Source organism: Nocardia sp. FBN12 (genome assembly GCF_050320175.1).
In the GTDB taxonomy this organism is placed as follows: Bacteria; Actinomycetota; Actinomycetes; order Mycobacteriales; family Mycobacteriaceae; genus Nocardia.
Genome location: NZ_CP190048.1, coordinates 6,663,341 through 6,686,098 on the forward strand (window position 1 = coordinate 6,663,341; position 22,758 = coordinate 6,686,098).

Sequence of the window (22,758 nt, forward strand, 5' to 3'; positions counted from 1 at the left end):
TCTCGTTCAGTGGGTTTCGGCCAGCAGTGACGCCTGGTAGCGCCGCATGCCGCGCAGCCAGCGGTCGTAATCGGCGCCTTTGTGGCGGTACATCTCCAGTACTTCGGGGTGCGGCAGGATCAGGAATTCCTCGGCGGCGACGGCCGCGAGCACGATGGCGGCCACCTCGGCGGGTTCGAGGACAGTGCCCGCCGCGACGACGGCGCGGGTCGCGGTGGCGCCGAGTTCCTCGCCCGAATCCCGGCCCGCGTACAGCAGTTTCGTGTTGACGCCCATCGGGCAGAGGCAGCTGACGCGAATACCCTTGTCGCCGTAAGTGACACTGAGCCACTCGGCGAACCCGACGGCCGCGTGCTTGCTCACCGAGTAGGTGGCCGAACCGATCTGGGTGAGCAGGCCTGCGGCGGAGGCGGTGCTGATGAAGTAGCCCTCACCGCGTTCGGCCCACTCCGGTACCAGCAACCGCGCGGCGCGGATGTGGGCGCGCAGGTTCACGTCGAGGGCACGGTCCCAATCGTCGTCGGTGACGTCGAGGCCGGGGGCGCCGACGATGCCCGCGTTGGCGAAGTACAGGTCCACCGGCCCGAAGTGCCGCTGCGCCACCGCGATCAGGCCCTTGATCTCCTCGGTGACGGCGGCATCCGCGCCGACACCGACGGTGGCACCGGGGTGCTCGGCGTTGATCCGCTCCGCCACCGCGAGCGCGGCGGGTTCGTCGAGGTCCGACACCACCACCTTCGCTCCGGCTGCGGCGAGGGCGGCGGCCAGCGCGGCGCCGATGCCCGCACCGCCACCGGTCACGATGGCCACCTTGTCGGCAATGTTCACGAGAAGTCCTTTCGCTCGGGCTGTTTCCAGCCCGAGCAACAGTCGAATCGAAGGGGATCTGTCAGTACAGCTGGGTGCCGGGCACCGCCTCCGGGTCGTCGCGGACCGCGGGGGTGTTGGTCTCGCGCAGCTTCCACGCGCTGAACACGGTGATCAGCCCCATGGCCATCAGGAACAGCGAAACCCCGGTGGTGGAACCGGTTTCGGCGATGATCGCGGTCATGATGAACGGGGTGCCGCCGCTGATGGTGATCGCGGCCAGCTGGTAGGCCAGCGAGGCGCCCGAGTACCGCACCCGAGGGGCGAACAGCTCACCCATGAAGGCCGCGAGCGGGCCGTAGGTGAGCGCCTGCATGGCCGCGCCGACCGCCACCGCCACGAAGACGGCGAGCACGCTGGCGGTATTGACCAGCCCGAAGAACGGGAACGCCCACAGCGCCATCCCGGCGCCGCCGATCAGGATCAGTGGTCGCCTGCCGACCCGGTCCGAAAGGGCGCCCGCCCACAGGATCACCCCGGTGAGCAGGCCGGAGGAGACCAGCGAGATCGCCAGCAGCGCATTGCGATTCATACCGAGTTCGGCGGTGCCGTAGCTGAGCAGACCCGCGATGCTCACGTAGAACAGCGAGTTGGTGCCCGCCAGCAGACCGCAGCCGAGCAGGATGGTGCGCCAGTGCCCCTTGACCGCCTCGGCCAGTGGGGCCTGGGCGACGGCGGGAGTCTTCTGCTTTTTCGCGGTCGCGGCCTGCAACTCGCGGAATTCGGGGGAGTCCTCGACCTTGGTGTGGATGTAGAGCACCACGGGGAACAGCAGCGCGCTGGCCAGGAACGGCACGCGCCAGCCCCAGCTGAGGAAGGCGTCGGTCGACAGCGCCGCGGTGGCGGCCAGGAACACCAGGTTGCCCATGATCAAGCCGAGCGGCACGCCCATCTGCCCGAAGGTGCCGGCGAACCCGCGCTTCTTCGGGCCCGCCGATTCGGTGAGCAGCAGCACGATCCCGCCCCACTGGCCGCCGCAGGCGATGCCCTGCACGAAGCGCAGCGTCACCAGCAGCACGGGCGCGAGCACCCCGATCGTGCCGGTGCTCGGCAGACAGCCGATCGCGAAGGTGGCCAGGCCCATGGCAAGCAGGCAGACGACGACCACGGGCTTGCGGCCGTACCGGTCGCCGAAGTGCCCGGCCAGCAGGCCACCGAGCGGGCGGGCGACGAAGCCCGCCCAGAAGGTGCTGAACGAGAGCAGGGTGCCCATCAGCGCCGAGGCGTCGGGGAAGAACACGTGCGGGAACACCAGCGCGGCGGCGGTGCCGTAGAGGAAGAAGTCGTACCACTCGATCGAACTGCCGACCAGGCCCGCGGCGAGCAACTTGCGATGCGCGCGTTTGGTCGCGGCCGGCGACGGTGCTGTGTCGGGCAAGGTCGGCGGTGTTTCGATGCCTGTCCGCAGGCCGGGTTCGATCATCGTGAACTCCTCGGTGAATCCGCAGGGATGAAACTATTGGAACTTGACGTCAACTTCAAGTGAGTGAGCGCTTGCTCAGTGTGATTCACTGAACATGTAATGTCAATCACAGGCATAGCGAAGGGGTATCAGGTGGCCGAGCTGCTCGACGACGACCCACTGGCCGACCCGGCGACCGGCCTCGGCGACACCACCCAGCGCCTCCTGGACGCCGCGGTAGTGCTGTTCTCCGACAAGGGTTTCGAGGCCACGCGCACCAGGGACATCACCGCACAGGCGGGGTTGAGCCCGGCGGCGATGTATGTGCACTTCGCCTCGAAGGAGGATGTGCTCTTCCGGTTGGTCGAGCACGCGGTCGCCAACACCTTGACCATCATCGAAGCCGCCGTCGCGCCCCACCACGAGCCGGTGGACCGGATCAGGGCCCTGGTCACCGCGTTCAGCATCCTGCACGCGCGCAGCTATCGGCGGGCGCGGATCGCCCAGTACGAGAGCAGGCATCTCGCCCCGGGGCACCACGAGATCGTCGCCGCGATTCGCCGCCGGATTCGGCAGGCCGCGGTCGCGGAGGTGCGGGCGGGGATCGAGCGCGGCGTGTTCACCGTCGCCGACCCCCGCGTCGCCGTGCTGGCGATGATGTCGCTGGGGATCGACATCTGCCGGTGGTACCGGCCCGGCGGTGAGTTCACCCCGGAGGAACTCGGCGACATCAACGCCGATCTGGTGCTCAGGATCCTGCGCGCCCCCGGCTATTGACGAGGGTGGCGATCCAGGTGCGGGTGTCGGCGGGGTCGATCACGTCGTCGAGTTCGAAACCGGTGGCGGCGGTGAGTGCCTTGCCCTGCTGGTAGGCCAGGGTGAGCAACTGCTGGAACAGTGTCTCGCGTTCGCCGGGATCCGCCACGGCGGCAAGCTCTTTGCTGAAGCCGAGGCGAACGGCACCCTCGAGGCCCATCGGGCCGATCTCGCCGGTGGGCCAGGCGACGGTGAAGTTCGGTGCGTGGAAGTGGCCCGCTGTCATGGCCATCGCACCGAGGCCGTAGCCCTTGCGCAGGATGATCGTGCCGAACGGGACGCTCAGTTGCGCGCCGAGTACGAACAGCTTGCTGAACCGGCGCACCGTCGCGGTCTTCTCCGCCTCCGGCCCGACCATGAAACCCGGTGTGTCACACAGGGAGACGACCGGTAGCCCGAAGAATTGGCACAGGGTGAGGAACTCGCCCATCTTGTCGGCCGCCTCGGCGTCGATGGCACCGCCCAGGTGGTGGCTGCTGTTGGCGATCAGGCCGAACGGTTCGCCGTGCACCCGGACCAGCGCGGTGACGATGCCGACGCCGTAGTCCGGTCGCAGCTCGAGCGCCGAGCCGACATCGACGATCGCGTCGATGGCCCGATGGATGTCGTAGGCGCGTAACCGGTTCTCCGGCACCACATGTCGAGCCAGCCGAGGATCGGGTGCTTCGAAATCGGCGGTGCGGCCCTGGAAGTAGCTCAGATACTGCTTGGCCAGTGCCACCGCGTGCGCCTCGTCGCGAGCCACCAGGTCGACCACGCCGTTGCGCCGCTGCACCTCGATCGGGCCGATGTCGGTGGGGCGGTAGGCACCGAGCCCGCCGCCTTCGATCATGGCCGGGCCGCCCATGCCGATATTGGCGTCGGGCGTCGCGATGATCACGTCGCAGGTGCCGGCCAGGGCGGCGTTGCCCGCGAAGCACCGGCCCGACACGATCGTCACCAGCGGGACCTTGCCGCGCAGGGCGCCGAGTGCGCGGAAGGTCGTCACGTCCAGGCCCATGCCGGTCGTGTCGGTGTCGCCCGGCCTGCCGCCCCCGCCCTCGGCGAACAGGACCACCGGGATCCGCTTACGTTCGGCGAGTTCGAAGGCGCGATCGGTTTTGGCGTGGTTGTTCTTGCCCTGGGTGCCCGCGAGCACGGTGTAGTCGTAGGAGATCACCACCGCTTCGGCGTTGTCGAAGCGGTCGGCGCCGATTGTCGCCAAACCGGTGACCAGGCCGTCGGCGGGGGTGTTGGCGATGAGGTCTTCCTCGGTGCGCCGGGTTCGTTGGGCGGCGAAGGCGAGGGCGCCGTATTCGACGAAGCTGCCCTCGTCGACCAGGTCGGCGATGTTCGCCCTGGCGGTGCGGCGCCCGAGCTTGTGTCTCTTGGCCACGGCGGCCGGGCGGGATTCGTCCAGGGTCACCTGGTGTCTCGCGCGAATCTCGTCGACATCGGCGCGGGAACGGTCGGGGTCGAGTTCGGTCTGCGCGCTGCCGGTTTCGTCGGCGCCGGTGCGGGTGATGATGACCAGTGGGTCGCCGGGCGCGACGACTTGGCCGGGGCGGACGAGGACCCGCACGGTCCTGGCCGCGTCCGGCGCGGTGAGTACGTGCTGCATCTTCATCGCCTCTAGCACGGCGAGCTGGCCACCGGCGGCGATGTCGGCTCCCTCGGCCGTCACCTCGACCACTGTGCCCGCGAGTTGGGCGCGCACGGCCTCCTGGCCCGGATACAGCTCGACCGCGGTGATCGCCGGCTCGGGCTGATCGGTCTGTGCCGCCGCGACCAGGTCGGGCAGTCGCTCGGTGAGAAAGCCGGTGGTGGCCAGGCCGGTCTGGAAGGTGCTGTCGGCCAGTATCTCTCGCAGGAACGAGATATTGGTGCCGATGCCGGTCACGGTGAACTCGCCGAGCGCGGTCGCGGATTTGCGGGCGGCGGCGGGGAACGGTCCGCGGGTGCGGGTGATCACCTTGGCCAGCAGTGAGTCGTAGCGCGGGCTCGGGGTGAGCCCGGGGCGGCCGAAGGTGTCGACCCGCACGCCGGGGCCGGTCGGGGGAGCGAAGGTGGTCAGTGTGCCGGTGGTCGGTATCGCCGCACCGTCGGCCGTCATCGTCTCCATGTTGACCCTGGCCTGGATCGCGATCCCGTCCGCGATCGCCGGATCACCGGTGGATGCTGTTCCGTCGGCGCGGATTCCACTAGGCAAGCGCAGGTCGTCGAACGGGGTGCCCTCGGCGATCGCGAGTTGTACGGCAACAAGATCGACGCCGGTCACTTCTTCGGTGACGGTGTGCTCCACCTGGATTCGTGGATTGACCTCGAGGAACACGAATTCGGTGCCGGATACCAGGAATTCGACGGTGGCCAGCCCGCGATAGCCCACATGGGCGCACAGCCGAGCCGCCGCCGAATGGAGCTGGCGCCGCACCGTATCCGAAAGTCCTTGGGCCGGAGCGATTTCGAGTAGTTTCTGATGCCTGCGCTGCACGCTGCAATCGCGATCGCCCAGTGCCAGCGCCGTGCCGTCGGTAGCGACGATCTGCACTTCGATGTGCCGGGCGTTCTCGAACAGCGTCTCGGCGAAGACGGCGGGATTGCCGAAGCCGAGCTGTGCCTCCGCGGCGCACTGGCGGTAGGCGTCGTCGATCTCCTCGGCGGTCCGCACCACCCGCATGCCACGACCGCCGCCACCGGCCAGCGCTTTGATCATGATCGCGCCCGGTCGGCCGGCGAAGAACGCGTGGACCTGCTCGGCGGTGGCCGATCCCTCGGTCGCGGGCAGCACGGGCACCCCCGCGGCCACGGCGGTCGCCCGGGCCGTGGACTTGTCGCCGAACAGGTCGAGTACGGCGGGATCCGGTCCGACGAAGGTGATCCCGTCGGCCGCGCAGGCACGCGCGAATTCGGCGTTCTCGCTGAGGAATCCGTAGCCGGGATGGATAGCGGAGGCGCCGGATTCCTTGGCGGCGGCCAGGATCGCGGCCTGGTCGAGATAGGTCGCGGCGCCGGTGCCCGCCAAGCCGATCGCCTCGCCCGCGGCGTGCACGTCGGTATTGTCGGCGTCGTCCTCGGCGTAGACCGCCACGGCGTCGATGCCGATCTCGGTGGCGGTGCGGATGATGCGCAGGGCGATCTCGCCGCGGTTGGCGATCAGCAGCTTCACTGGATGTCCTCGGATTCGGTGGCGGCGATGCGCTCGGTCATGGTGAACAGCTCGCCCTTGCGGATCTTGCCGGTCGCCGTCATCGGCAATTCGTCGAGAATCTGGATCTCGGGAACCTTGTAACCGGCCATGTTCTGTTTGGCCCAGCTCCGCAATTCGGCCGGCGCGACCGAGGATTCGGGAATCAGCTGAACGAAGGCGAGGGGCACCTGCCCACGCTGTGGATCGGGCTTGGGCACCACACCGACCGTCTGAATCTGCGGGTGCAGCATCAGCAGCGATTCGACCTCGGACGGGAAGACGCTCATCCCGTTGACCTTGATCATCTCCTTGTTCCTGGCCAGATAGTGCAGGGCGCCGAATTCGTTCAGCTTGCCGACGTCGCCGGTCTGCAACCAGCCCGCGCGCACGGTCGCCGCGGTGGCTTCGGGATTGCCGTAGTACCGGGTGAGGATCGAGGGGCTGCGCACGATGATCTGGCCTTCGGTGCCGATCGGAACCGGTACGCCGTCGTCGTCGACGATCAGGATGTCGGTGCCGGGGACCGGCAGGCCGCAGAACACCGGCTCGCTGCGCAGGTCGTAGTCGTCGTCCTGGAGGCCGAGGGTGAAGGTATCGGCGGTGTGCGTCTCGGTCATCCCATAGCTGGTCTCGCGCAGGGTGAGTCCCGTTGCCGCGCGCCACCGGGCCCGGATCTCGGCGTTCAGTTTCACCACGAACGAGATGCCGGTGGTGTTCTCCAGCGCGATGAGGCCGGCGGGGTCGAACGCGGGGTGGTCCAGCATTTCCACGTAGTTGTCGATCATGGCGACCATCGAGGTGACCCGGTAGCGGTCGAGCAGGCTCAGTGCGGTCCCGGCGTCCCAGCGGTTCATCAGCACCGCGGTGCCGCCGTTCACGAGCGGCAACAGGATGCCGAAGTCCTCGCCCGCGATCCAGAACACCGGCAGGAAGTTCAGCGCGACGATCGCGCGTTCGCCTACCGGGAAGCCGTTGGCGACGGTGGCGGTCGCGGCGGTGTAGACCATGTGGCGCTGGGTGTGCTCACAGCCCTTGGGCATGCCGGTGGTGCCGCCGGTGTAGTTCAGGGCTGCCAGCGCGTCGGGATCAGCGGGTTGCGCTGGGGCGCGCGGGCTTTCGATGATCCGGTGCCAGTCGGTGTCGGCGGTGGTTGTCTCGAAGGGCGCGGCGACGGCGGGTGCGGCGGCGAACATGTCCGACAGCGCGGTGTACGCGAGGAGTCGCAGCGGGGTGTCCGCGCGTACCTCGTCGACCAGCGGGGCCAGATTGTCCTGGGCGAGCAGGATTGTCACGCCCGCGTCGGTGAGTTCGTGGCGCAGTTCGTGTGCGCGGAACAGTGGGTTGATCGGCACGTGCACCGCGCCGATCTTCAGGATGCCGAGCATGGCGACGAGGAACTGCGGACAGTTGCTCAGATACACCCCGACCCGGTCGCCCTTCTCGGCGCCGTTCGCGAGCAGCCAGCCGGCGAAACGGTCGGAGAGCTCGTCGTATTCGGCGTAGCTGACGTCACGGCCGTAGTACGCGATCGCGGTGGCGTCGGGCCTAAGTGCCGCCCAGTGGCGCAGGTAGTCGACCACGGCCATCGACTCGATCGGATACGCCACCGCGCGCGGGACCTGGGCGGGCCAGGCCGCGGTCTGGCGCGCCTGGATCTCCGCGAGCGCGGTGCTGAACGTGGACGGGGCGATGGTTGGTTCGACGGTCATGGGCACATCCGTTCCGGTGCGGGTCTAGCGGGTGAAGCCGATCAGTCGTTCGGCGATGGCGATGTGGTCGGTGATGAACTGTTCGTGCCGGTCGTGGCCCGCGCCCGCGAGCCGGGAGGCGCCGATGAGCAGCGCGTCGGCGAGGGTCTCGACGATCCGCGCGGGCGGCGCGCACGGATCGATCCCGCCGCGCACCTCGTCGCGTTCGAGAAACGCGGTGAACCGCTTGCGCAGGCGAGTACGCACCTGCGACCACTTGGCGCCGATGGCGGGATCGATGCCGGCCCTGTGCTCGATCAGCGCCACCAGCGCGCCGTTGGCGAACACCGCCTCCGCGAACGCCCGCGTCGTGGCCCCGATGACCGCCACCGGTTCGGTGACCTCGACGTCCACCACGAGCTGCGCGTCGAGAAACTGGGCGCAGACCCGCTCGGTGATCGCCCCGAATACCTCGTCCTTCGACGAGAAGTACGCGTAGAACGTCGCCCGCGAAACTCGCGCCCGCGTCGTGATCGTCTCCACCGACGTCTGGTCGTACCCCCACTCGGCGAAACACCCCGCCGCCGCATCGAGCAGCTCACCCCGTCGCGGGCCCGCACTGTCCTTCCGGGCAGACCGAGCCCGCTCCTGCGCCTCACTTGTGGTCACCGTCACAAGTGTTGTTGACGTTGACGTCAATGTCAATGCGCATTCTGTCCCCTGACCTGTCCGGTTACCGAATCCGGCACCCACCGGGTAATATCCCCCGACGTAACGAAGCAAGGCCCTGTAGCGCAGTTGGTTAGCGCGCCGCCCTGTCACGGCGGAGGTCGCGGGTTCGAGTCCCGTCAGGGTCGCAACACCGAAAGTCCCCCACACCGATTCCGGTGCGGGGGACTTTCGTGTTCGACGACCTGTTCAGGCGCGGTGGTCTAGGCCCGTCCCGACGCGATCCGCCCGCAGCGCCGTCCCGGGCATCATGAAGCCGCCACCACGGTGGTGAGGCCGCCCAGGACCAGGCACAGCGGCGCGTAGACGCGCCTGTTGAGACGCCGATAGACCGCCGGGGTATCCGCCGAACCGCTGCTCGGGTCGACGAAGCCCCACGCGGCCCGGGCGAGCAGCACGCCCGCGACCGTCCAGGTGGCGGTGGTGACCATCCAGCCGGGGAACGGCGAGGTCCAGATTCCGGCGCGGAGCAGCAGCGCGTAGCCCGCGGCGGTGAGCGCGGCGGTGACGGCGAGACAGGCGGGGATGAACCAGCGGCCCGGCGGCGGTTCGTCTTTCGTCCAGCCCATGGCGGCGTGGGCGAGGTCGAGCTGGGTTTTCCATGGCCACGGTGAGACGGTCCACACGGCGTGGAGCAGGCCGACTCCGGTCAGCAGTGCGGCGGTGGTGCCCGCGATCGCGTTCATGCTTCAACGATCGCGGTTGACTCGGCGATGCTCGTCGGCCGCTGGTCTCGATGTTCTCGTCCTCCAGGATGAGGACGGTTCAGCGCCGGGACGGTCCGACCAGGCCGGTCTCGTAGGCGAGCACCACGGCCTCAACCCGGTCGCGCAGACCCAATTTGGCGAGTACGTGGCCGACATGGGTCTTCACGGTGGCTTCGGACAGGTGCAGGCGCGCGGCGATGTCGCGATTGGTGTCGCCGGTGGCGATCTCGAGCAAGGTGCCGAATTCGCGCGGCGTGAGAGTGGCCCGAATACGTAGCGCCGCTTCGGTATTCGCGGTCGGCGTCGCGGCGACATGCGAGATCAGGCGGCGCGTTGTCGACGGTGCGACGACCCCGTGCCCGGCGTGGACCATGCGAATGGCGTCGACGATCTCCTCGCCGCGCGCGTCCTTGAGCAGGAAGCCGCTCGCGCCGGCGCGGATGGCCGGGAAGACGTAGTCATCGAGGTCGAAGGTAGTCAGGGCGATCACGCGGCAGCGCGGTTGTTCGGCGGTGATGATCGCGGTCGCCTCGATGCCGTCGAGCTCGGGCATGCGCAGATCCATGAGCACGACATCGACCGGACGGGTGCGCACGGCCGCCACCGCTTCGTCGCCGTTCGCCGCCTCGCCGACCAGTTCCAGATCGGCCTGGCTGTGCACCATCATCCGAAGGGCCGATCGCATCAGCTCTTGGTCGTCGGCGATCAGCACCCGGACGCGCGTTGTGTCGCTCAGCACGGCACCCGCACCTGCACCAGCCAGCCACCGTCGGTCGGCCCGGCGGACAGCGTGCCACCGACAGCGTCGACGCGTTCCCGCATACCGACCAGCCCCTTTCCGTGCCCGGCCGGCTCCGTCGATGGCCCGGTGTTGGTCACCCGCACCGCGATCGCGGCATCGACCGTCGTCAGGCTGACCCGAGCGCGCGGACGGTCGCCGGCGTGGCGGGTCACATTGGTGAGCGATTCCTGGACGACCCGGTACAGCGTGAGGCCGACGGCGGGGGTCACACGCAGGTGGTGGTCCATCGCCAGTTCGACGTCGACGCCCGACTCCCGCACACGGTCGACGAGCGCGGGCAGATCCTGCAGGCCTGGCTGCGGCTCGGTCGACGCCGATTCGTCGCGGAGCACATCGAGCAGGCCGCGCATCTCGGTGAGCGCCTCGCGACCCGCATCGGCGATGGTGGTGAGGATTTCGGTGGCGCGTTCGGGTGCGTTCGGCACGATCAGCCGACCGGCCTCGGCATGGCTGACCATCACGGCCAAGGAATGCGCGACGACATCGTGCATCTCGCGCGCGATCCGGCGGCGTTCGTCGGCCGCGGCCCGTTCGGCCAGTTGCGACGTCCACGCGGCCCGGGTCGCGCGGTAGCGGCCGAGCGCCCACGCGGCGGTCGTCCCACCGAATGCCGTGGTGGACAACAACAGCCACCATGCCCATGCCTCGATGGGCGCCGCGGTGAATTCCCACAGTCTGGCCAAGGTCAGCAGGCTGCCCGTCAGCCCGACGCCGAGCGCGGCGGTGGGCCACGGTGGCGTCGTGTGCGCGCTCACCGCGTACAACAGGGCGAAGAAGCACAGAATGCTCGGCAACAGGATCGGGCTGTAGCGGCTCGACTCCGAGAAGTCGGTGACCCCATCGATATCGGGCGCGACCAGCAGCGCCGCACATCCACCGATGCCGATCGCGAACGACGGAATCGGCCAGCGGCGGGCCGTCGCGACGCAGACGTGCAGCGCGAGCAGCGCGATGGTCAAAGCGAGCACCCACGGGGCCGAGACACCGCTCACCCGCACCGATTGCAGACTCGCGGGCAGCAGCATCGCTGCCATGACCACGGCCAGCGCCGGCTGCGCGCCGTGCCCGAACAGCCGAGGGCTGTTCATCTGGATCGACACGAGCTCAATCTACGCGGGCTGCTCCTCAGGCGCGGTGGTCGATGCTGGTGATGCGGTGGCGGCCGGGGGCCACCTCGGTGGTGCGCATGACCTGGTCGATTTTCTCGGTGGTGGCGTCGCCCGGCCATTTCTGGTGGATGGTGACGTTCCAGAGGGTGGGGTCGGCGGCGTCGGCCTTGGTGATGTGGACGCAGTATTTGACGTCGAGGGGCAGCGAGCCGATGCCGGCGGCCAGGGCGGAGGCGTCGCCCACGTGGGCGTTGTCGGTGACGAAGGAGCGGGCCTTGGCGGCGTCGCGGTCGACGTAGTAGCTGTATTCGAAGCCGAGGATGGCGCCCTCGGGGGTGGCGGTGTCGCCGCGTTCGGCGCTGATGGTGATCGAGGGCGTGCGAAAGGATTCGCAGCCCGACAGGGCATGGGCGGGCAGCGGGGGGACCGGGGTGGACGCTGTGGCGCGCGTGCCGGAGACGGCGGCTTGGGTGGTGGTTTTCGGTGTGTCGGCGGGGCCGAGGAAGATGGTGGCGGCCAAGCCGAGGATGACGACGAAGGCGAGGGCGCCGACGACGCCCTTGATCGCGGCCGCGGCTTTCGCCCGGCCGCCGCTCTCGTCGTAGCGTTCGTCGTCGAAGTTCTTACGGGGGCGCCGCGCGATCTGGCCGCCGCCGCCGAAGTCCTTGAGGCGTGGCAATACCGGCATCTCGACGTGGTCGCCGCTCTGTTCGGTGGCGGTGGTGGTGGCCCAGTCGTTCCAGTCCACATCGTCACCGCGTGGGGTCTGGGCGGGCGCGTCGCCGTCGTTCCAGTCGTTCCAGTCACCCGTGAAGCCGTCGTCATCGGCCAGATTTCGGTACACCGGTTCGACGGCCGGGGGATGGAAAGGGTTGTCGTCGAACGGTTCCGGATCGGGCGGCGGCCAGGTCTCCGGGTTGGTACCGATCGTTTGCGGCTCGGCCTCACGCCGCCGCCTGCGCCGCCGTTTGCCCTGCGGGCGACGGCCGCCGGGCGGTGTGGCGTCCGGCGAGGCGAAGTAGGCGCCGAACGGATTGTCCATGCGGGTGTCCTAAGCCGGCGCCGGGACGACTCCCGGTTGACCGTGTTTGGGTGCGGCAGAGGGTTTTTCGGTCTCCTGATCCTGCTGCGGACGACTGCCTGGTGGAACCACCCCGCCTTGCATCGGCTGCTGGGCGGGCGCGGGTGTGCTCGGAGCCTGTTGGGGCTGTTCGGTTTTCGGCGCTTGGTTCGACTGGAACGGGGCGGCCGGGGCCGGTGTATCCGGCTTCGCCGATGCGCCGTTGTCGTTCGCGCCGCCCCCAGTGGTTCCGCCACCGGTGGTCCCGCCGCCGCTGGTGCCGCCACCAAGGCCGCCGAACAAGGTGTTCGTGCCAGTCCCACCACCATTGGTCGACGGCGAGGTGGGCGTGGTGCCCGCGGGTGCCGTCGACGTGCCGCCCTCGGTTCCGGTGGCGTTCGCGGCGAGTGTGTCGATCCCGGTGGTCGCCAGTTCGGAACCCTTGTCGATCCCGTGCATCGCGACCTCGGCGATCTTGTCGATCAGATGCGTACCGAAGGTGACACCGGCATCGATCGCGGCCGTCCCCAGCGACACCCCACCGTCGATCAGCGCCTCTTGTAACGCGATCTGCGCCGCTGTCGCCGGGTCAAGGTCTTCGTCATCGTCGTCATTCCATGAGGAGGTGCCGTTATTCCACGAGGACGTATCGGACCCGCCGGTGCCGAGCACATAGACCCCGGGCGCCACCTCCGTGGCGCCGGTGGGCACGGTCACCCCGTTGGTCCCGCCGAGATCGCTGGTGAGCCCCTTGGTGTCCCGGGTGTACTGATCCATCTCGGTGCTGGCGTTACCCACCACCCCGACCGCTTCGGAAATCGCCTCTTCGGCGAGCGCGACGATCGCGTCCAGGTTGTTCTCGTTCACCGCGGGCGCGGCCTTCTTCGCCTTGGCCCGGAAGTCCGCGATGATCGCGTCGACCTTGGCGGCGGCGGTCGACTGCGTCGAATGCGCCTGGCCGAGTAGTGCGCTCAACCTGGTCCCGCGATCGGCCGCGGCCGACACCTCGGTGGCGGTCTGCCGCAGCGCGGGTGTCGCCGGTGCCGCGGTCTCGGTCGACTCGAGCGCGTACAACCCGAGCCGATGCGGGTCCTCGGTCGCCGTGGTCGCGGCGGAGGCCGAGGTCAGCGCGGCGACCACCGAGGCATCGGGATCGGCGGAAGTATTACTGCCCAGCGAATTACGCAACTCGAGCAACGGCACCTCCAGCAGCGCGATCACCGGCGCGATCTTCGCCTCGGCCTCGGCGGGGGTGATCGTGCTCACGGTGGTCTCGGTGACCAGCGACTTGGAACGCATCACGCCACCTCGCCCTCGGCTGTGCGCAGATCGCCTGCCAGCCCGGTATCGATCCCGGTCACGGTGGCGCCGAAGCGATTCAGGATGTCCTGATAGGCGGTGACCAGATTGCCCGCCGTGCTCAACGTCGACGCGTGATCGCCCGCGGCCTGTGACCAGGCGGCGGCGAATTCACGTCCGAGCACGCCGAGCCCGGACAGGTCGACCCCGGCCGCGGTCGTCGTATCGGTGGCCGCTGTGCCAAGAAGTTCGGAAACCCGAGCTGCCGCACGCTGATAAGCGTCGAGCGCTGACGGGTCGAATGACATTTCTGCCACGATGTCTGCCCCTTCACGATCGCGGATCCCGGCACGGCCGGTGCTGAAAAGCGTAACCACCGCGCGCCGTTTGCGGGGGAGTCCAGTCCAGATGGAGGGATCGATCTCGAGACCGCGCAGGTCAAGCACTTTCGCCGCGAAGCCGGGGTGGTGCTGGTGTGACTGACGGGTCGGCGATCCCAACATGACCGGCGAGTAGGGTCAGCCACGTCATGTCTGTCCTGCTGTTCGCCCTACTCGGATTCGCCCTGCTCGACGCGCTCGACGTGCTGCTGGTGGCGATCACCACGGCCGTGGTCGCCGACGCCCGGCTCACCCGGCGCTCGCCGATGACGGGGGTGCTCAGCTTTCTCGGCGGTGTCTTCGCGGTCTCGGTGGCCTTCGGTGTGTGCACGGTGCTCGGCATCGACTTCCTGGTCCGGCTCCTCGACTTCGAGCTGACGCCGACCCTGCGCTACTGGGGCGAACTGGTGATCGGCCTGGTGCTGATCGCGGTCGCCGCGCTCCCGGTCGACACCACGGCCTCGACCGGCGGTCGCTGGGTCGGGCCGGTGCGCAAGTACCCGTGGCTGATGGGCGTGATCGGATTCACTCTGGGCTTGGCGAAGGTGCCGACCTCGGTGCCGTACCTCGCGGCGCTGGCGATGCTGTCCGCACAGCGCCCGCTGCCGGTCGGCTGGCCGCTGATCGTGGCGGCCTATTGCGCGATCGCGCTGGTTCTGCCCCTGGTCGTGCTGGCATTGGCCATGCGAAGGACGCCGCGCACGCGTCGGATATATCGCCTGCTCGTGCGGGCCATCACCCGCTACGGACCGCCCGCGATCCGCGTGCTCTTCGTCGTGTTCGGCATCGGATTGGTCGTCGACGCGCTGGTCCACGCTGGTCGGCTGTGGTGAGCGCCCGGCCCGGCCACTCAGGAAAGTGTCAGGGCCATCGAGTACCGTCATAACGAATCGATGACATGCTCCGTGCCCGGATGTTGGGCTGCGGGGCTATCCAGGTGAGCAGGGAGGGCGACCCTTGAGGGTTACCGTTGTTGTGCCGACCTACAACGAGCGGGAAAATCTGCCGGTGGCGGTGGAGCGGCTGACGGCTCTGCCGGTGTCCGATCTGCACGTGCTGGTCGTAGACGATAATTCACCCGACGGCACGGGTGACGTCGCTGACAAATTGGCCGCTGAGCTGCCGAACGTGGTGAGCGTGCTGCACCGCACCGAGAAGGACGGCCTCGGCCGCGCCTACATCGCGGGCATCACCGCCGCGCTCGACGAGGGCGCCGACGTGGTGATCCAGATGGACGCCGATCTGTCGCACCCCGCCGAGGTCATCCCGTCGATGTTGGAGAAGCTGGCAACGCCTGAGGTCGGCGTCGTGCTCGGCTCGCGCTACGTTCCCGGTGGCGAGGTCGCCGCGGAGTGGAAGTGGTATCGCAAGGCGCTGTCGGCGTGGGCGAATTTCTACGTGAACCTGATCCTGCGCCTCGGCGTGAAGGACGCGACCGCCGGTTTCAAGGCATGGAAAGCCGGAACCCTGCGCGACATCGACGTGGCGTCGATCCGTAGCAACGGTTACTCGTTCCAGGTGGAGATGAACTACCGCGCGATCAAGAAGGGTCACACGATCGCGGAGGTGCCGATCCGTTTCGAGGAGCGCACCATCGGCGCGTCGAAGATGAGCCTCAAGATCCAGCTCGAGTCGGCGATGATGCCGTGGAAGCTGCTTTTCGGCCGCTCGGTGTAATTTTTGACGCGAAGAAGGCCCCGCCGATGAATTCGGCGGGGCCTTTCGCTGTCTGTCACTTGGCGGTGATGCTGCGTCGCACACCTTCCAGCGCGATCACCATGACCGGCACCAGCACCACGTGCATCACCGACAGGGCGACGGTCGAGGCGGTGTCGAAGTCGGCGTCGACCGTCATTGCGATGGTCGCGAGCGACAGCAGCGAGCCGACCACAGCGGCGGTCCGCAGCACGCCGGTCCACAGGTAGGACAGCAGCACGGCGACAGTCAGTCCGATCAGCAGCGGCACGGTCGACATCATGATCACGCCGCCGGGTGCGACGGATTCGGTCTTGCCTTCCATCGTGACCATGAACGACCCGCCCGCGGCGGCGCCGATGGCCCAGACGATCAGATTCAGCACCAGGGCGGCGGCAGCGGCGCCCAGTACGGCGACGGGCCGGTTCAGTGCGGGGACGGTGTAGGTGGCGGGGGCGGTGGTGGTGGTGGTGGTGGTCATGATGTTCTCCCTCATTCGGTGGTGAGACCATCATCAAACCCAAACGATAGTTGAGGTCAAGCCTTAGTTCAGGATTCGCGCGCGGAGTCGATGAGATGCCGGTCACACCTGCCGATCCCGGCATCTACGACATGCGGTCGTAGCATGGCGGCGTGCGTTCACCGACGGATCACACCGCGCGCTTACGCGGCGCCGCGGTGGGTGCCGCGTCCGGTGCGGTCGCAGTGCTCGCGCACGGGCTCGGTGGCGCCACCGCACTCCCCACCGGATCGTCGATGGCCCTGTTGTTCGCCGCCTGCGCTCTGATCGGTGTCGTGGCCACCGCGCTGCCACGCGGGAACGGCCCGGTGTCGACCATGGCGGTGCTGGCTGTCGGCCAGTGCGTCGGGCACACCGCGCTGTCGCTGGGACATGTTCAGCACCACACCGTTTCGGCCGCGATGGTGCTCGCTCACCTGGTGGCGATCCCCGTCGGTACGATCGCGATTCGCGCCGCCGAGGTCGGGATGCGCCGGGCGATCACCAGCGTGCGACAGCTGGTCGTCGTGCTGGCCGGGGTCGGGTGCCCGCCCGCGCGGGTGGTCCGGCCACCCGCCGCCGACGAGCGCGCGGTGCTGCGGCAACTCCTCCTGCGACCGGATATCGGGCTTCGAGGTCCGCCCCGAGTGGGCGCGACCGTACTCACCCAAGCACCGGCGTAGGTCAACGCCACCGAATTCCGCCGCCCCGGTGGATGATTCGCTGTGCCGACCGGCCGGTCCTCGGTTCACCTCACCCGATGATCGGAGTTCTCCATGTCCGCGTACGCGCGTACCCATTTGCGTTCACCCCGTGCCGCCCGCCGTCTCGGCGCCGCGACCGCACTGTCCGTCCTGGCCTTCTTCGCCACCGCCTGCTCGGGTTCCGAACCCGCGGCCCCCGCGTCGGCGGGTGACCGGATCACCATGAGCGACCAGTGGATCAAGGCCGCCGACTCCGGCATGTCCGCCGCCTTCGGCATCCTGCGCAACACCGGTGACGCACCGGTGACCCTGGTCGCCGCGACCAGCCCGGCATCGGACCGGGTCGAAATCCACGAGGTCGTGCCCGACGGCACCGGGGCAAAGACCATGCGCCCCAAGGAAGGCGGCATCACCATCCCGGCGCACGGCGAAGTGACGCTGAAGCCCGGCGCCGAGCATCTGATGTTCATGGACCTGTTGCGGCCACTGCGCACCGGCGCGGAAACCTCGCTCACCCTCACCTTCTCCGACGGCTCGAGCACCGTCGTCCGCGCCCAGGTGCGCGATTTCGCCGGCGGCAAGGAGAACTACGCGCCGGGTGCCGAGAACCCCACGCACGGTGGCTGATCCGCACGCCGGGCTCTCCCGCCGCCGGTTGCTCGGCGGGGGAGCGGCGGCAGCGGGTGTCGTCGGTGCGGCTGGAATCGGCTGGGGCGCAGCCGGTCTCCGGGAAAGAGATCGGGACGACGCGCTCGACGTCGTTCCGTTCTACGGCACGCACCAGGCAGGCATCGAGACGACACCACCCGGCCACGTGGCCTTCGCCGGTTTCGACCTCGCACCCGGCGTCGGCCGCGAGGACGTCATCGGGCTGCTCCGGATCTGGACCGACGACGCGTCGCGGCTCACCCAGGGTCTGCCCGCGCTGGCCGACACCGAACCCGAACTCGCGGCCAGGCCCGCCCGTCTCACGGTCACGGTCGGGTTCGGCCCCGAGCTGTTCACCGTCGCCGGTCTCACCGCGCGACGGCCGAGCTGGTTGCGGCAGCTGCCGGCGTTTCCGGTCGACCGGCTCGAACCCGCCTACACCGGCGCCGACCTGGTACTCCAGGTCTGCGCGGAGGAGGCGACCACGGTCGCACACGCGGTTCGGGTGCTGTCCAAGCATGTGAAATCGCTGGTGACAGTGCGGTGGGTGCAGCGCGGCTTCCGGGACGCGCCGCATGGCCAGACCATGCGCAACCTGATGGGCCAGGTCGACGGCACCGTCAATATCGCCCCGCGCACGGTCGACTTCGATCGGCTGGTGTGGGACGACGGCGCGTCGACGCCGTGGCTGGCGGGCGGCACCTCGCTGGTGCTGCGCCGGATCGCCATGAACCTCGACAGCTGGGACGAACTCGACGCCGACGGTCGCGAACTGACCGTCGGCAGAAAGGTCACCACCGGTGCCCCGCTCACCGGCACCGCCGAGCACGACGAACCCGATCTGACGGCGGTCGACCGCAACGGCATCCCGATCATCCCGCCGTCCTCGCATGTCGCCCGCGCCAGGCACACCCACGACGGCGAACGGTTCCTGCGGCGTGGCTTCAACTACGACGAGGCGCCAGCCCCGGGGCAGCTGTCGAATTCGGGACTGCTGTTCGTCGCCTACCAGCGCGACGTCGACACCCAGTTCCTGCCGGTGCAGCAGCGGCTGGCGGAGTTCGACGCGCTGAACGAATGGACGACACCGGTCGGCTCGGCCGTGTTCGCGATTCCGCCCGGCGTCCCCGGGCCCGGGAACTATCTCGGGCAGCAGTTGTTCGAGAGCTGAGGGAGTCCGGCCTGGCGCCCCAGCGCGCCCGGCCGGACCTCAGTCGGGGTCCGGCCAGTTCCGCAGGGTGGTGTCGAACAGCTGCCGAACGCTCTCGACCTCGGCGTCCATATCGGCCGGGTCCCAGCCGGAGACGTCGATCGGCGCCAGCGCCGCGACGTCGACGATGCCGGGGCGGGCGATCGGCGAATCACGCCAAGCGATCTCGCCCGCATTGCGGATCACCACCGGGATCACCGGCACGCCCGCCTGGATGGCGATGTGGAAGGCGCCCTTCTTGAACGGGCCGACGCCCGGGGTGAACGAGCGCGTGCCCTCGGGTGCGACCGCGATCGAGAGACCGTCGCGCAGGGTCGAAACCACCGGGGCGAGTGCGGCTTTCGCGCGCTCGGTATCGGTGCGGTCGATGAAGGTGACGCCGACGAAGCGCATCAGTGGACCGAACAGGGGGTGGTTGGCGAGTTCCTTCTTGCCGATGCCGGTCACCGCGCCGTCGAGGACCTTCGGGACGATGATCACGTCGAACTGGCTCTGGTGATTGAACAGGAACACCGCGGGCCTCGGCGCGCGGGCGTTTTCGGCGCCGACCACGCGTAGCCGCACGTCGATGGCGCGCAGGGTGGCGGTGGTGGCGTCGTGCATGAGCGCGTCGGCCATCGCCTGGCGCTTGCCGGTGTAGGACTTGCGGGCGACGCCGACCAGCGCGCCGCCGATGAGGCCGGTGAATCCGGCGATGGTGCGCAGGTAGTCGAGGGGGCGTGGGGCGCGGCGGAGCCGGAAAGTCAGTGTGGGCCAGTCATTGGCGGCGGCGATCTCGGCCAGCGCCGGGTCTGGGTCGATCACGGTGGGCCGCGCGGCCAGTTCGAGCAGGGGCAGGTCGGTCACACTGTCGGCGTACACGTAGCCGATCTCGCGGCCCGCGGCGAATTCGGTGACCGCGGTGGACTTTCCGGTGCGCCACCGGGGCGCGCCAGCCGGGTGGCCGGTCAGGACGTCGTCCTGGACGGCGAGTTCGGTGCACAGCACAGTGTCGATCCCGAGTCGCTCGGCAGCGGGCCGCACCTGGAATCGGGTGAGCTCGCTGACCAATACGATTGTGTGACCGGCCAATTGGTGCGCGCGCACGAGCTGCCATGCCTCAGGAAACAGCCGCCCGTAGATCTCCTTGCTGAAAGCCTTGCGGCCCAGCTGTTCCAGTTCGGATTCCGAGGCGCCCGCCCAGGTGCGCTCGACGGCGTGCAGGAACCGCCCGTAGTCGCCGTCGTCACCGCCGCGTTGAATGCCGCCGAGGAGGGTGGCCAGGCGATCGTCACCACGCCGGAATATCTTGCGTGCCAGCCCACGTCGCGGCAGGCCGTCGACCACCGTGCCGCCGAAGTCGAAGACCGCGACGACCTGCGCACCTTGCGGGCCGGACCGGATCGCGGCAACGGCTTCGGCGAGACTGCTCATCAGTTCGTGTTCCTGTTCGACGGATCGAGCGAGGCCGCCCGCGCGATGCGGTCGCCGAGATCGCGCAGCTGATCAGCGAATTCCTGTCGCTTCTCGCGCAATTCGGCTTCGGCGCCGACCGCGGCGGGCGCGATCAGCGCGTGGTTGTCGGCCAGTTTCCAGGCGCTGGTGAACAATTCCGATGATACCGATTCCGGGCTGTGCAACCGCTGCTGCAGCAGCATCTGCTTGCCGACCGCCACGCATTCGTCGATGAATTCCTTGCGATCGATCGGCGCGTCGGCGGGCCGGGCGACCAGCCGCTCGGCTACCACCAACTGGGCGTCGAAGAACGAACGCAGCACGCGATGGGCCATCACGAACCCGGATTCGGTGACAGCGCCGAGGAATTGGCGATCCAGCCGGTCGTCGGGGGTGTGCTCGTCCCACTCGGGCACGATCAGACGCACTTCCTCGATGATCTGCTCGGCGAACTCCTGCCGCTCGGGGAAGAAGAACTCGAACTTGAGTAGGTCGCGCAGCGCGAACGCCGCCTTCCACGCCGCCCGCAGTGGATCGTCACCGGGCTGTTCCACCGCGGTGAGCGCCGCCAATTCGAGAATGGCCCGGTTGACGAACCAGTGCACCGCGCTGTTGCGGTAGAACGCCGCCTCGAGGTGCACGCCGGGTTCGATCGCGTACACCGGCTCCAGCCCGCCGCGATACACGGTGACCACACCCGCGAGCGCGAGTTGCTCGAGCACCACCCGCAGGCCCTGTTCGTCACGCAGCGTGGACAATTCGCCGCTCGGCAGCCCGCGTACCGTGATGTAGCCGAGCACCGGATCGAGCACCGTGCGCACCTGTCCGAGGGTGAGCGCGCGTTCGTGTACGCCGAGCAGGGCCAGGGTGACCAGCGCGTTGACGGTGATCGGGGTGACCGCGTTGATGCCGACCGCTACGTCGAAGGCCAAGCGCTGCACCGCTTTGTATTCGGCGTCGGCGACGGCCGTCTCATCGGGAACGCTGGCGGAGCCGGTCTCGGTATCGCGCAGCGGGATGGTCACCGGGCGCTGGTCGAGGGGGTCGCCGTGCACGCCGAGGCGCTCGCGCGCCGAAATGGCCTCGCCGAAGCGCACATACACGCGCCCCGCCGAGTGCTGCTGCAGCCGAACGTATTTCGCGAGCCAGCCGATGCCCTCGGCCTTCTTCGTACCGCCTGCCTGCTCGCTGGCGATCGCGCCGAGCTCGTTGAGCCGCTCATAGGTGATCGAGACCGGCACCAGCATCACATCGTCGACCCGACGCGAACGGACCGCGGCGGCAAGGTAATTGAGCAGTCCGTAGCGGGGCGGCCGAAGCTTGCCGGTCCTGGTGCGCCCGCCCTCGAAATACCACTCCATATTGAAGCGCTTGGCCAGCAGGTAGGCGAAGTACTCCTCGACGACCGCCTTGTAGACCTCGTCGTCGCCGAAGCTGCGCCGGATGAACACCGTGCCCGTGCGCCGGGCGATCGGTCCCATCGGCCAGAAGTTCAGGTTCGCGCCGCCGATCACGTGATTGGGCGGAAAGTCGTTGCGCGCCAGCACGTCACCGAGGACGAAGGCGTCGACGTAGGAGCGGTGCGAGGGCAGGAACACCAGCGGGTGTTTGCGATTGAGCGTGCGCAATGCGTCGAGGCCGCGCAGATCGGTGTCGACCTTCCAGGTCGAGGCGTGCACCGGGCGCATCGCCTGGGTGAACAGGTCCGAGACCAACCGGCTCTGCGCGGCGACCAATTCGCGCAGCGCCTTCTCCGCGTTGCGATACACCTGGTCGGGTTCGGAGCCGATCTCGTCGGCGATGTAGTCGAGTTTGCGCTGGAATTCGGGGGAATCCAGGATTTCCTCGGCCACCAGCTGCGGCACCTTGTATCGGTCGCCGATCACGGTGCGTTCGGCGCGTTCGAGCGCGACCACCGCGGCGCGCACGACCGCGCGCGCGAACGGGTCGGCCGAACCCGCGCGCAGCAGCGCCGCGGCCTCGGGATTGTTGGTGCGCAGCGCGCTGAGCCGGGCGGGTGCGCCGACGAGGACGCGGTGCCGGTCGGGTTCGGTGCGCAGTAGCCTGCGCTGGACGAGCCGGTTGGGTTTGCGCGGATTGGTGAGCATCGCCAGGTCGGCGAAGGTCACCCGGCGCACGCCGTCGCGTTCGGGCGGCAGCCACAGCACCCGGACCGGGACGACCAGCGGGTCGTCGTGCCGGGCCACCAGTCGTTTGGTGATGGCTTTCGCGTCGAGGTCGAGCTGGGTCACCGGGGCCGTGGAGTCGATCTCGTCGCTGAGCCCACCCCGGGCGATCCAGTCGCCGATCACCGCACGTTCGACGCCGGAGGCCGCGTCGACGAGGGCGACCACCGAGTCTGCCTGCGGGCCGCGCCGCCCACCTGTGTCGATCATTCCTCCATTGAAGCCGCAGTTATGGTTCGGCGCACCGAACTTCGGCTACAGCGCGTCGCCGCGGCCAGGGAGTGGCGAAGAATACCCAGCAGCGCTCTGGCTAAACGGCGAGGTAATGCTAACCTAACCAAGCTAAGTTAGGTCAGC

General features: G+C 68.7%; 20 protein-coding genes and 1 tRNA gene. 7 read left to right on the forward strand and 14 right to left on the reverse strand.

Annotated features, from left to right (window positions below):
• Positions 1 to 6 precede the first annotated feature (6 nt).
• Positions 7 to 828, reverse strand: a complete 822-nt coding sequence (locus tag ACQHI0_RS31475; protein WP_427905353.1) for an SDR family NAD(P)-dependent oxidoreductase — start codon at positions 826 to 828, stop codon at positions 7 to 9.
• A gap of 61 nt (positions 829 to 889) precedes the next feature.
• On the reverse strand, positions 890 to 2,290 hold the full coding sequence (locus ACQHI0_RS31480; protein WP_427905354.1) for an MFS transporter: 1,401 nt from the start codon (positions 2,288 to 2,290) through the stop codon (positions 890 to 892).
• 132 nt (positions 2,291 to 2,422) lie between these two features.
• Here ACQHI0_RS31480 and ACQHI0_RS31485 point away from each other — a divergent pair, with 132 nt between their 5' ends.
• On the forward strand, positions 2,423 to 3,046 hold the full coding sequence (locus ACQHI0_RS31485; protein ID WP_427905355.1) for a TetR/AcrR family transcriptional regulator: 624 nt from the start codon (positions 2,423 to 2,425) through the stop codon (positions 3,044 to 3,046).
• Here the strand turns inward: ACQHI0_RS31485 and ACQHI0_RS31490 are convergent.
• The 3 genes from ACQHI0_RS31490 to ACQHI0_RS31500 are packed head-to-tail and all read right to left on the reverse strand — an operon-like array spanning position 3,018 to position 8,608.
• Positions 3,018 to 6,230 carry a carboxyl transferase domain-containing protein gene (locus tag ACQHI0_RS31490; protein ID WP_427905356.1) on the reverse strand — a complete coding sequence of 1,071 codons (3,213 nt, stop codon included), beginning with the start codon at positions 6,228 to 6,230 and terminating at the stop codon, positions 3,018 to 3,020. The two genes, ACQHI0_RS31485 and ACQHI0_RS31490, sit on opposite strands and share 29 nt — an antisense overlap.
• Positions 6,227 to 7,960: an AMP-binding protein gene (locus ACQHI0_RS31495; RefSeq protein WP_427905357.1), complete on the reverse strand. Its 1,734-nt coding sequence runs from the start codon at positions 7,958 to 7,960 to the stop codon at positions 6,227 to 6,229. Before ACQHI0_RS31495 ends, ACQHI0_RS31490 begins: the two co-directional genes overlap by 4 nt.
• A gap of 24 nt (positions 7,961 to 7,984) precedes the next feature.
• Positions 7,985 to 8,608, reverse strand: a complete 624-nt coding sequence (locus ACQHI0_RS31500) for a TetR/AcrR family transcriptional regulator (RefSeq protein ID WP_427905358.1) — start codon at positions 8,606 to 8,608, stop codon at positions 7,985 to 7,987.
• Between the two features lie 114 nt (positions 8,609 to 8,722).
• Here ACQHI0_RS31500 and ACQHI0_RS31505 point away from each other — a divergent pair.
• Positions 8,723 to 8,796 (forward strand) — tRNA-Asp (locus ACQHI0_RS31505).
• A gap of 120 nt (positions 8,797 to 8,916) precedes the next feature.
• On the opposite strand, the gene ACQHI0_RS31510 is transcribed toward ACQHI0_RS31505, so the two are convergent.
• The 6 genes from ACQHI0_RS31510 to ACQHI0_RS31535 form a co-directional block, all read right to left on the reverse strand.
• Positions 8,917 to 9,354: a DUF3995 domain-containing protein gene (locus ACQHI0_RS31510; RefSeq protein ID WP_427905359.1), complete on the reverse strand. Its 438-nt coding sequence runs from the start codon at positions 9,352 to 9,354 to the stop codon at positions 8,917 to 8,919.
• 79 nt (positions 9,355 to 9,433) lie between these two features.
• Positions 9,434 to 10,114, reverse strand: a complete 681-nt coding sequence (locus ACQHI0_RS31515; RefSeq protein ID WP_427905360.1) for a response regulator transcription factor — start codon at positions 10,112 to 10,114, stop codon at positions 9,434 to 9,436.
• Entirely contained in the window at positions 10,108 to 11,277 is a 1,170-nt protein-coding gene (locus ACQHI0_RS31520; protein ID WP_427905361.1) for a sensor histidine kinase, read from the reverse strand. Before ACQHI0_RS31520 ends, ACQHI0_RS31515 begins: the two co-directional genes overlap by 7 nt.
• A 25-nt stretch (positions 11,278 to 11,302) precedes the next feature.
• Entirely contained in the window at positions 11,303 to 12,328 is a 1,026-nt protein-coding gene (locus ACQHI0_RS31525) for a hypothetical protein (RefSeq protein WP_427905362.1), read from the reverse strand.
• Between the two features lie 9 nt (positions 12,329 to 12,337).
• Positions 12,338 to 13,645 (reverse strand): hypothetical protein, encoded by a 1,308-nt coding sequence (locus tag ACQHI0_RS31530; RefSeq protein ID WP_427905363.1) that lies wholly within the window; start codon positions 13,643 to 13,645, stop codon positions 12,338 to 12,340.
• Complete coding sequence (locus ACQHI0_RS31535; protein ID WP_427905364.1) at positions 13,645 to 13,962, reverse strand: hypothetical protein; 318 nt, start codon at positions 13,960 to 13,962, stop codon at positions 13,645 to 13,647. Before ACQHI0_RS31535 ends, ACQHI0_RS31530 begins: the two co-directional genes overlap by 1 nt.
• 212 nt (positions 13,963 to 14,174) lie before the next feature.
• Here ACQHI0_RS31535 and ACQHI0_RS31540 point away from each other — a divergent pair, with 212 nt between their 5' ends.
• Positions 14,175 to 14,858 (forward strand): GAP family protein, encoded by a 684-nt coding sequence (locus tag ACQHI0_RS31540; protein ID WP_427905365.1) that lies wholly within the window; start codon positions 14,175 to 14,177, stop codon positions 14,856 to 14,858.
• Positions 14,859 to 14,982: 124 nt separating this feature from the next.
• Complete coding sequence (locus ACQHI0_RS31545; RefSeq protein WP_427905366.1) at positions 14,983 to 15,702, forward strand: polyprenol monophosphomannose synthase; 720 nt, start codon at positions 14,983 to 14,985, stop codon at positions 15,700 to 15,702.
• Between the two features lie 55 nt (positions 15,703 to 15,757).
• On the opposite strand, the gene ACQHI0_RS31550 is transcribed toward ACQHI0_RS31545, so the two are convergent.
• Complete coding sequence (locus tag ACQHI0_RS31550) at positions 15,758 to 16,201, reverse strand: DUF6069 family protein (protein ID WP_427905367.1); 444 nt, start codon at positions 16,199 to 16,201, stop codon at positions 15,758 to 15,760.
• Between the two features lie 152 nt (positions 16,202 to 16,353).
• On the opposite strand from ACQHI0_RS31550, the gene ACQHI0_RS31555 reads away from it, so the two are divergent.
• The 3 genes from ACQHI0_RS31555 to ACQHI0_RS31565 all read left to right on the forward strand — a co-directional run bounded on the left by ACQHI0_RS31555 (position 16,354) and on the right by ACQHI0_RS31565 (position 18,742).
• The gene (locus ACQHI0_RS31555; RefSeq protein WP_427905368.1) at positions 16,354 to 16,902 is read left to right on the forward strand and encodes a hypothetical protein; all 549 of its coding nucleotides are present in this window, start codon (positions 16,354 to 16,356) and stop codon (positions 16,900 to 16,902) included.
• Positions 16,903 to 16,995: 93 nt separating this feature from the next.
• Positions 16,996 to 17,550, forward strand: coding sequence for a copper chaperone PCu(A)C (locus tag ACQHI0_RS31560; protein WP_427905369.1), 555 nt, complete (start codon positions 16,996 to 16,998; stop codon positions 17,548 to 17,550).
• Complete coding sequence (locus ACQHI0_RS31565; RefSeq protein ID WP_427905370.1) at positions 17,522 to 18,742, forward strand: Dyp-type peroxidase; 1,221 nt, start codon at positions 17,522 to 17,524, stop codon at positions 18,740 to 18,742. The genes ACQHI0_RS31560 and ACQHI0_RS31565 overlap by 29 nt, the downstream gene beginning before the upstream one ends.
• Before the next feature lie 39 nt (positions 18,743 to 18,781).
• On the opposite strand, the gene ACQHI0_RS31570 is transcribed toward ACQHI0_RS31565, so the two are convergent.
• Together ACQHI0_RS31570 and ACQHI0_RS31575 are read right to left on the reverse strand one after the other, a co-directional pair.
• Positions 18,782 to 20,194, reverse strand: coding sequence for a 1-acylglycerol-3-phosphate O-acyltransferase (locus tag ACQHI0_RS31570; protein WP_427905371.1), 1,413 nt, complete (start codon positions 20,192 to 20,194; stop codon positions 18,782 to 18,784).
• Positions 20,194 to 22,611 (reverse strand): glycerol-3-phosphate 1-O-acyltransferase, encoded by a 2,418-nt coding sequence (locus tag ACQHI0_RS31575; RefSeq protein WP_427905372.1) that lies wholly within the window; start codon positions 22,609 to 22,611, stop codon positions 20,194 to 20,196. Before ACQHI0_RS31575 ends, ACQHI0_RS31570 begins: the two co-directional genes overlap by 1 nt.
• Positions 22,612 to 22,758: the final 147 nt, after the last annotated feature.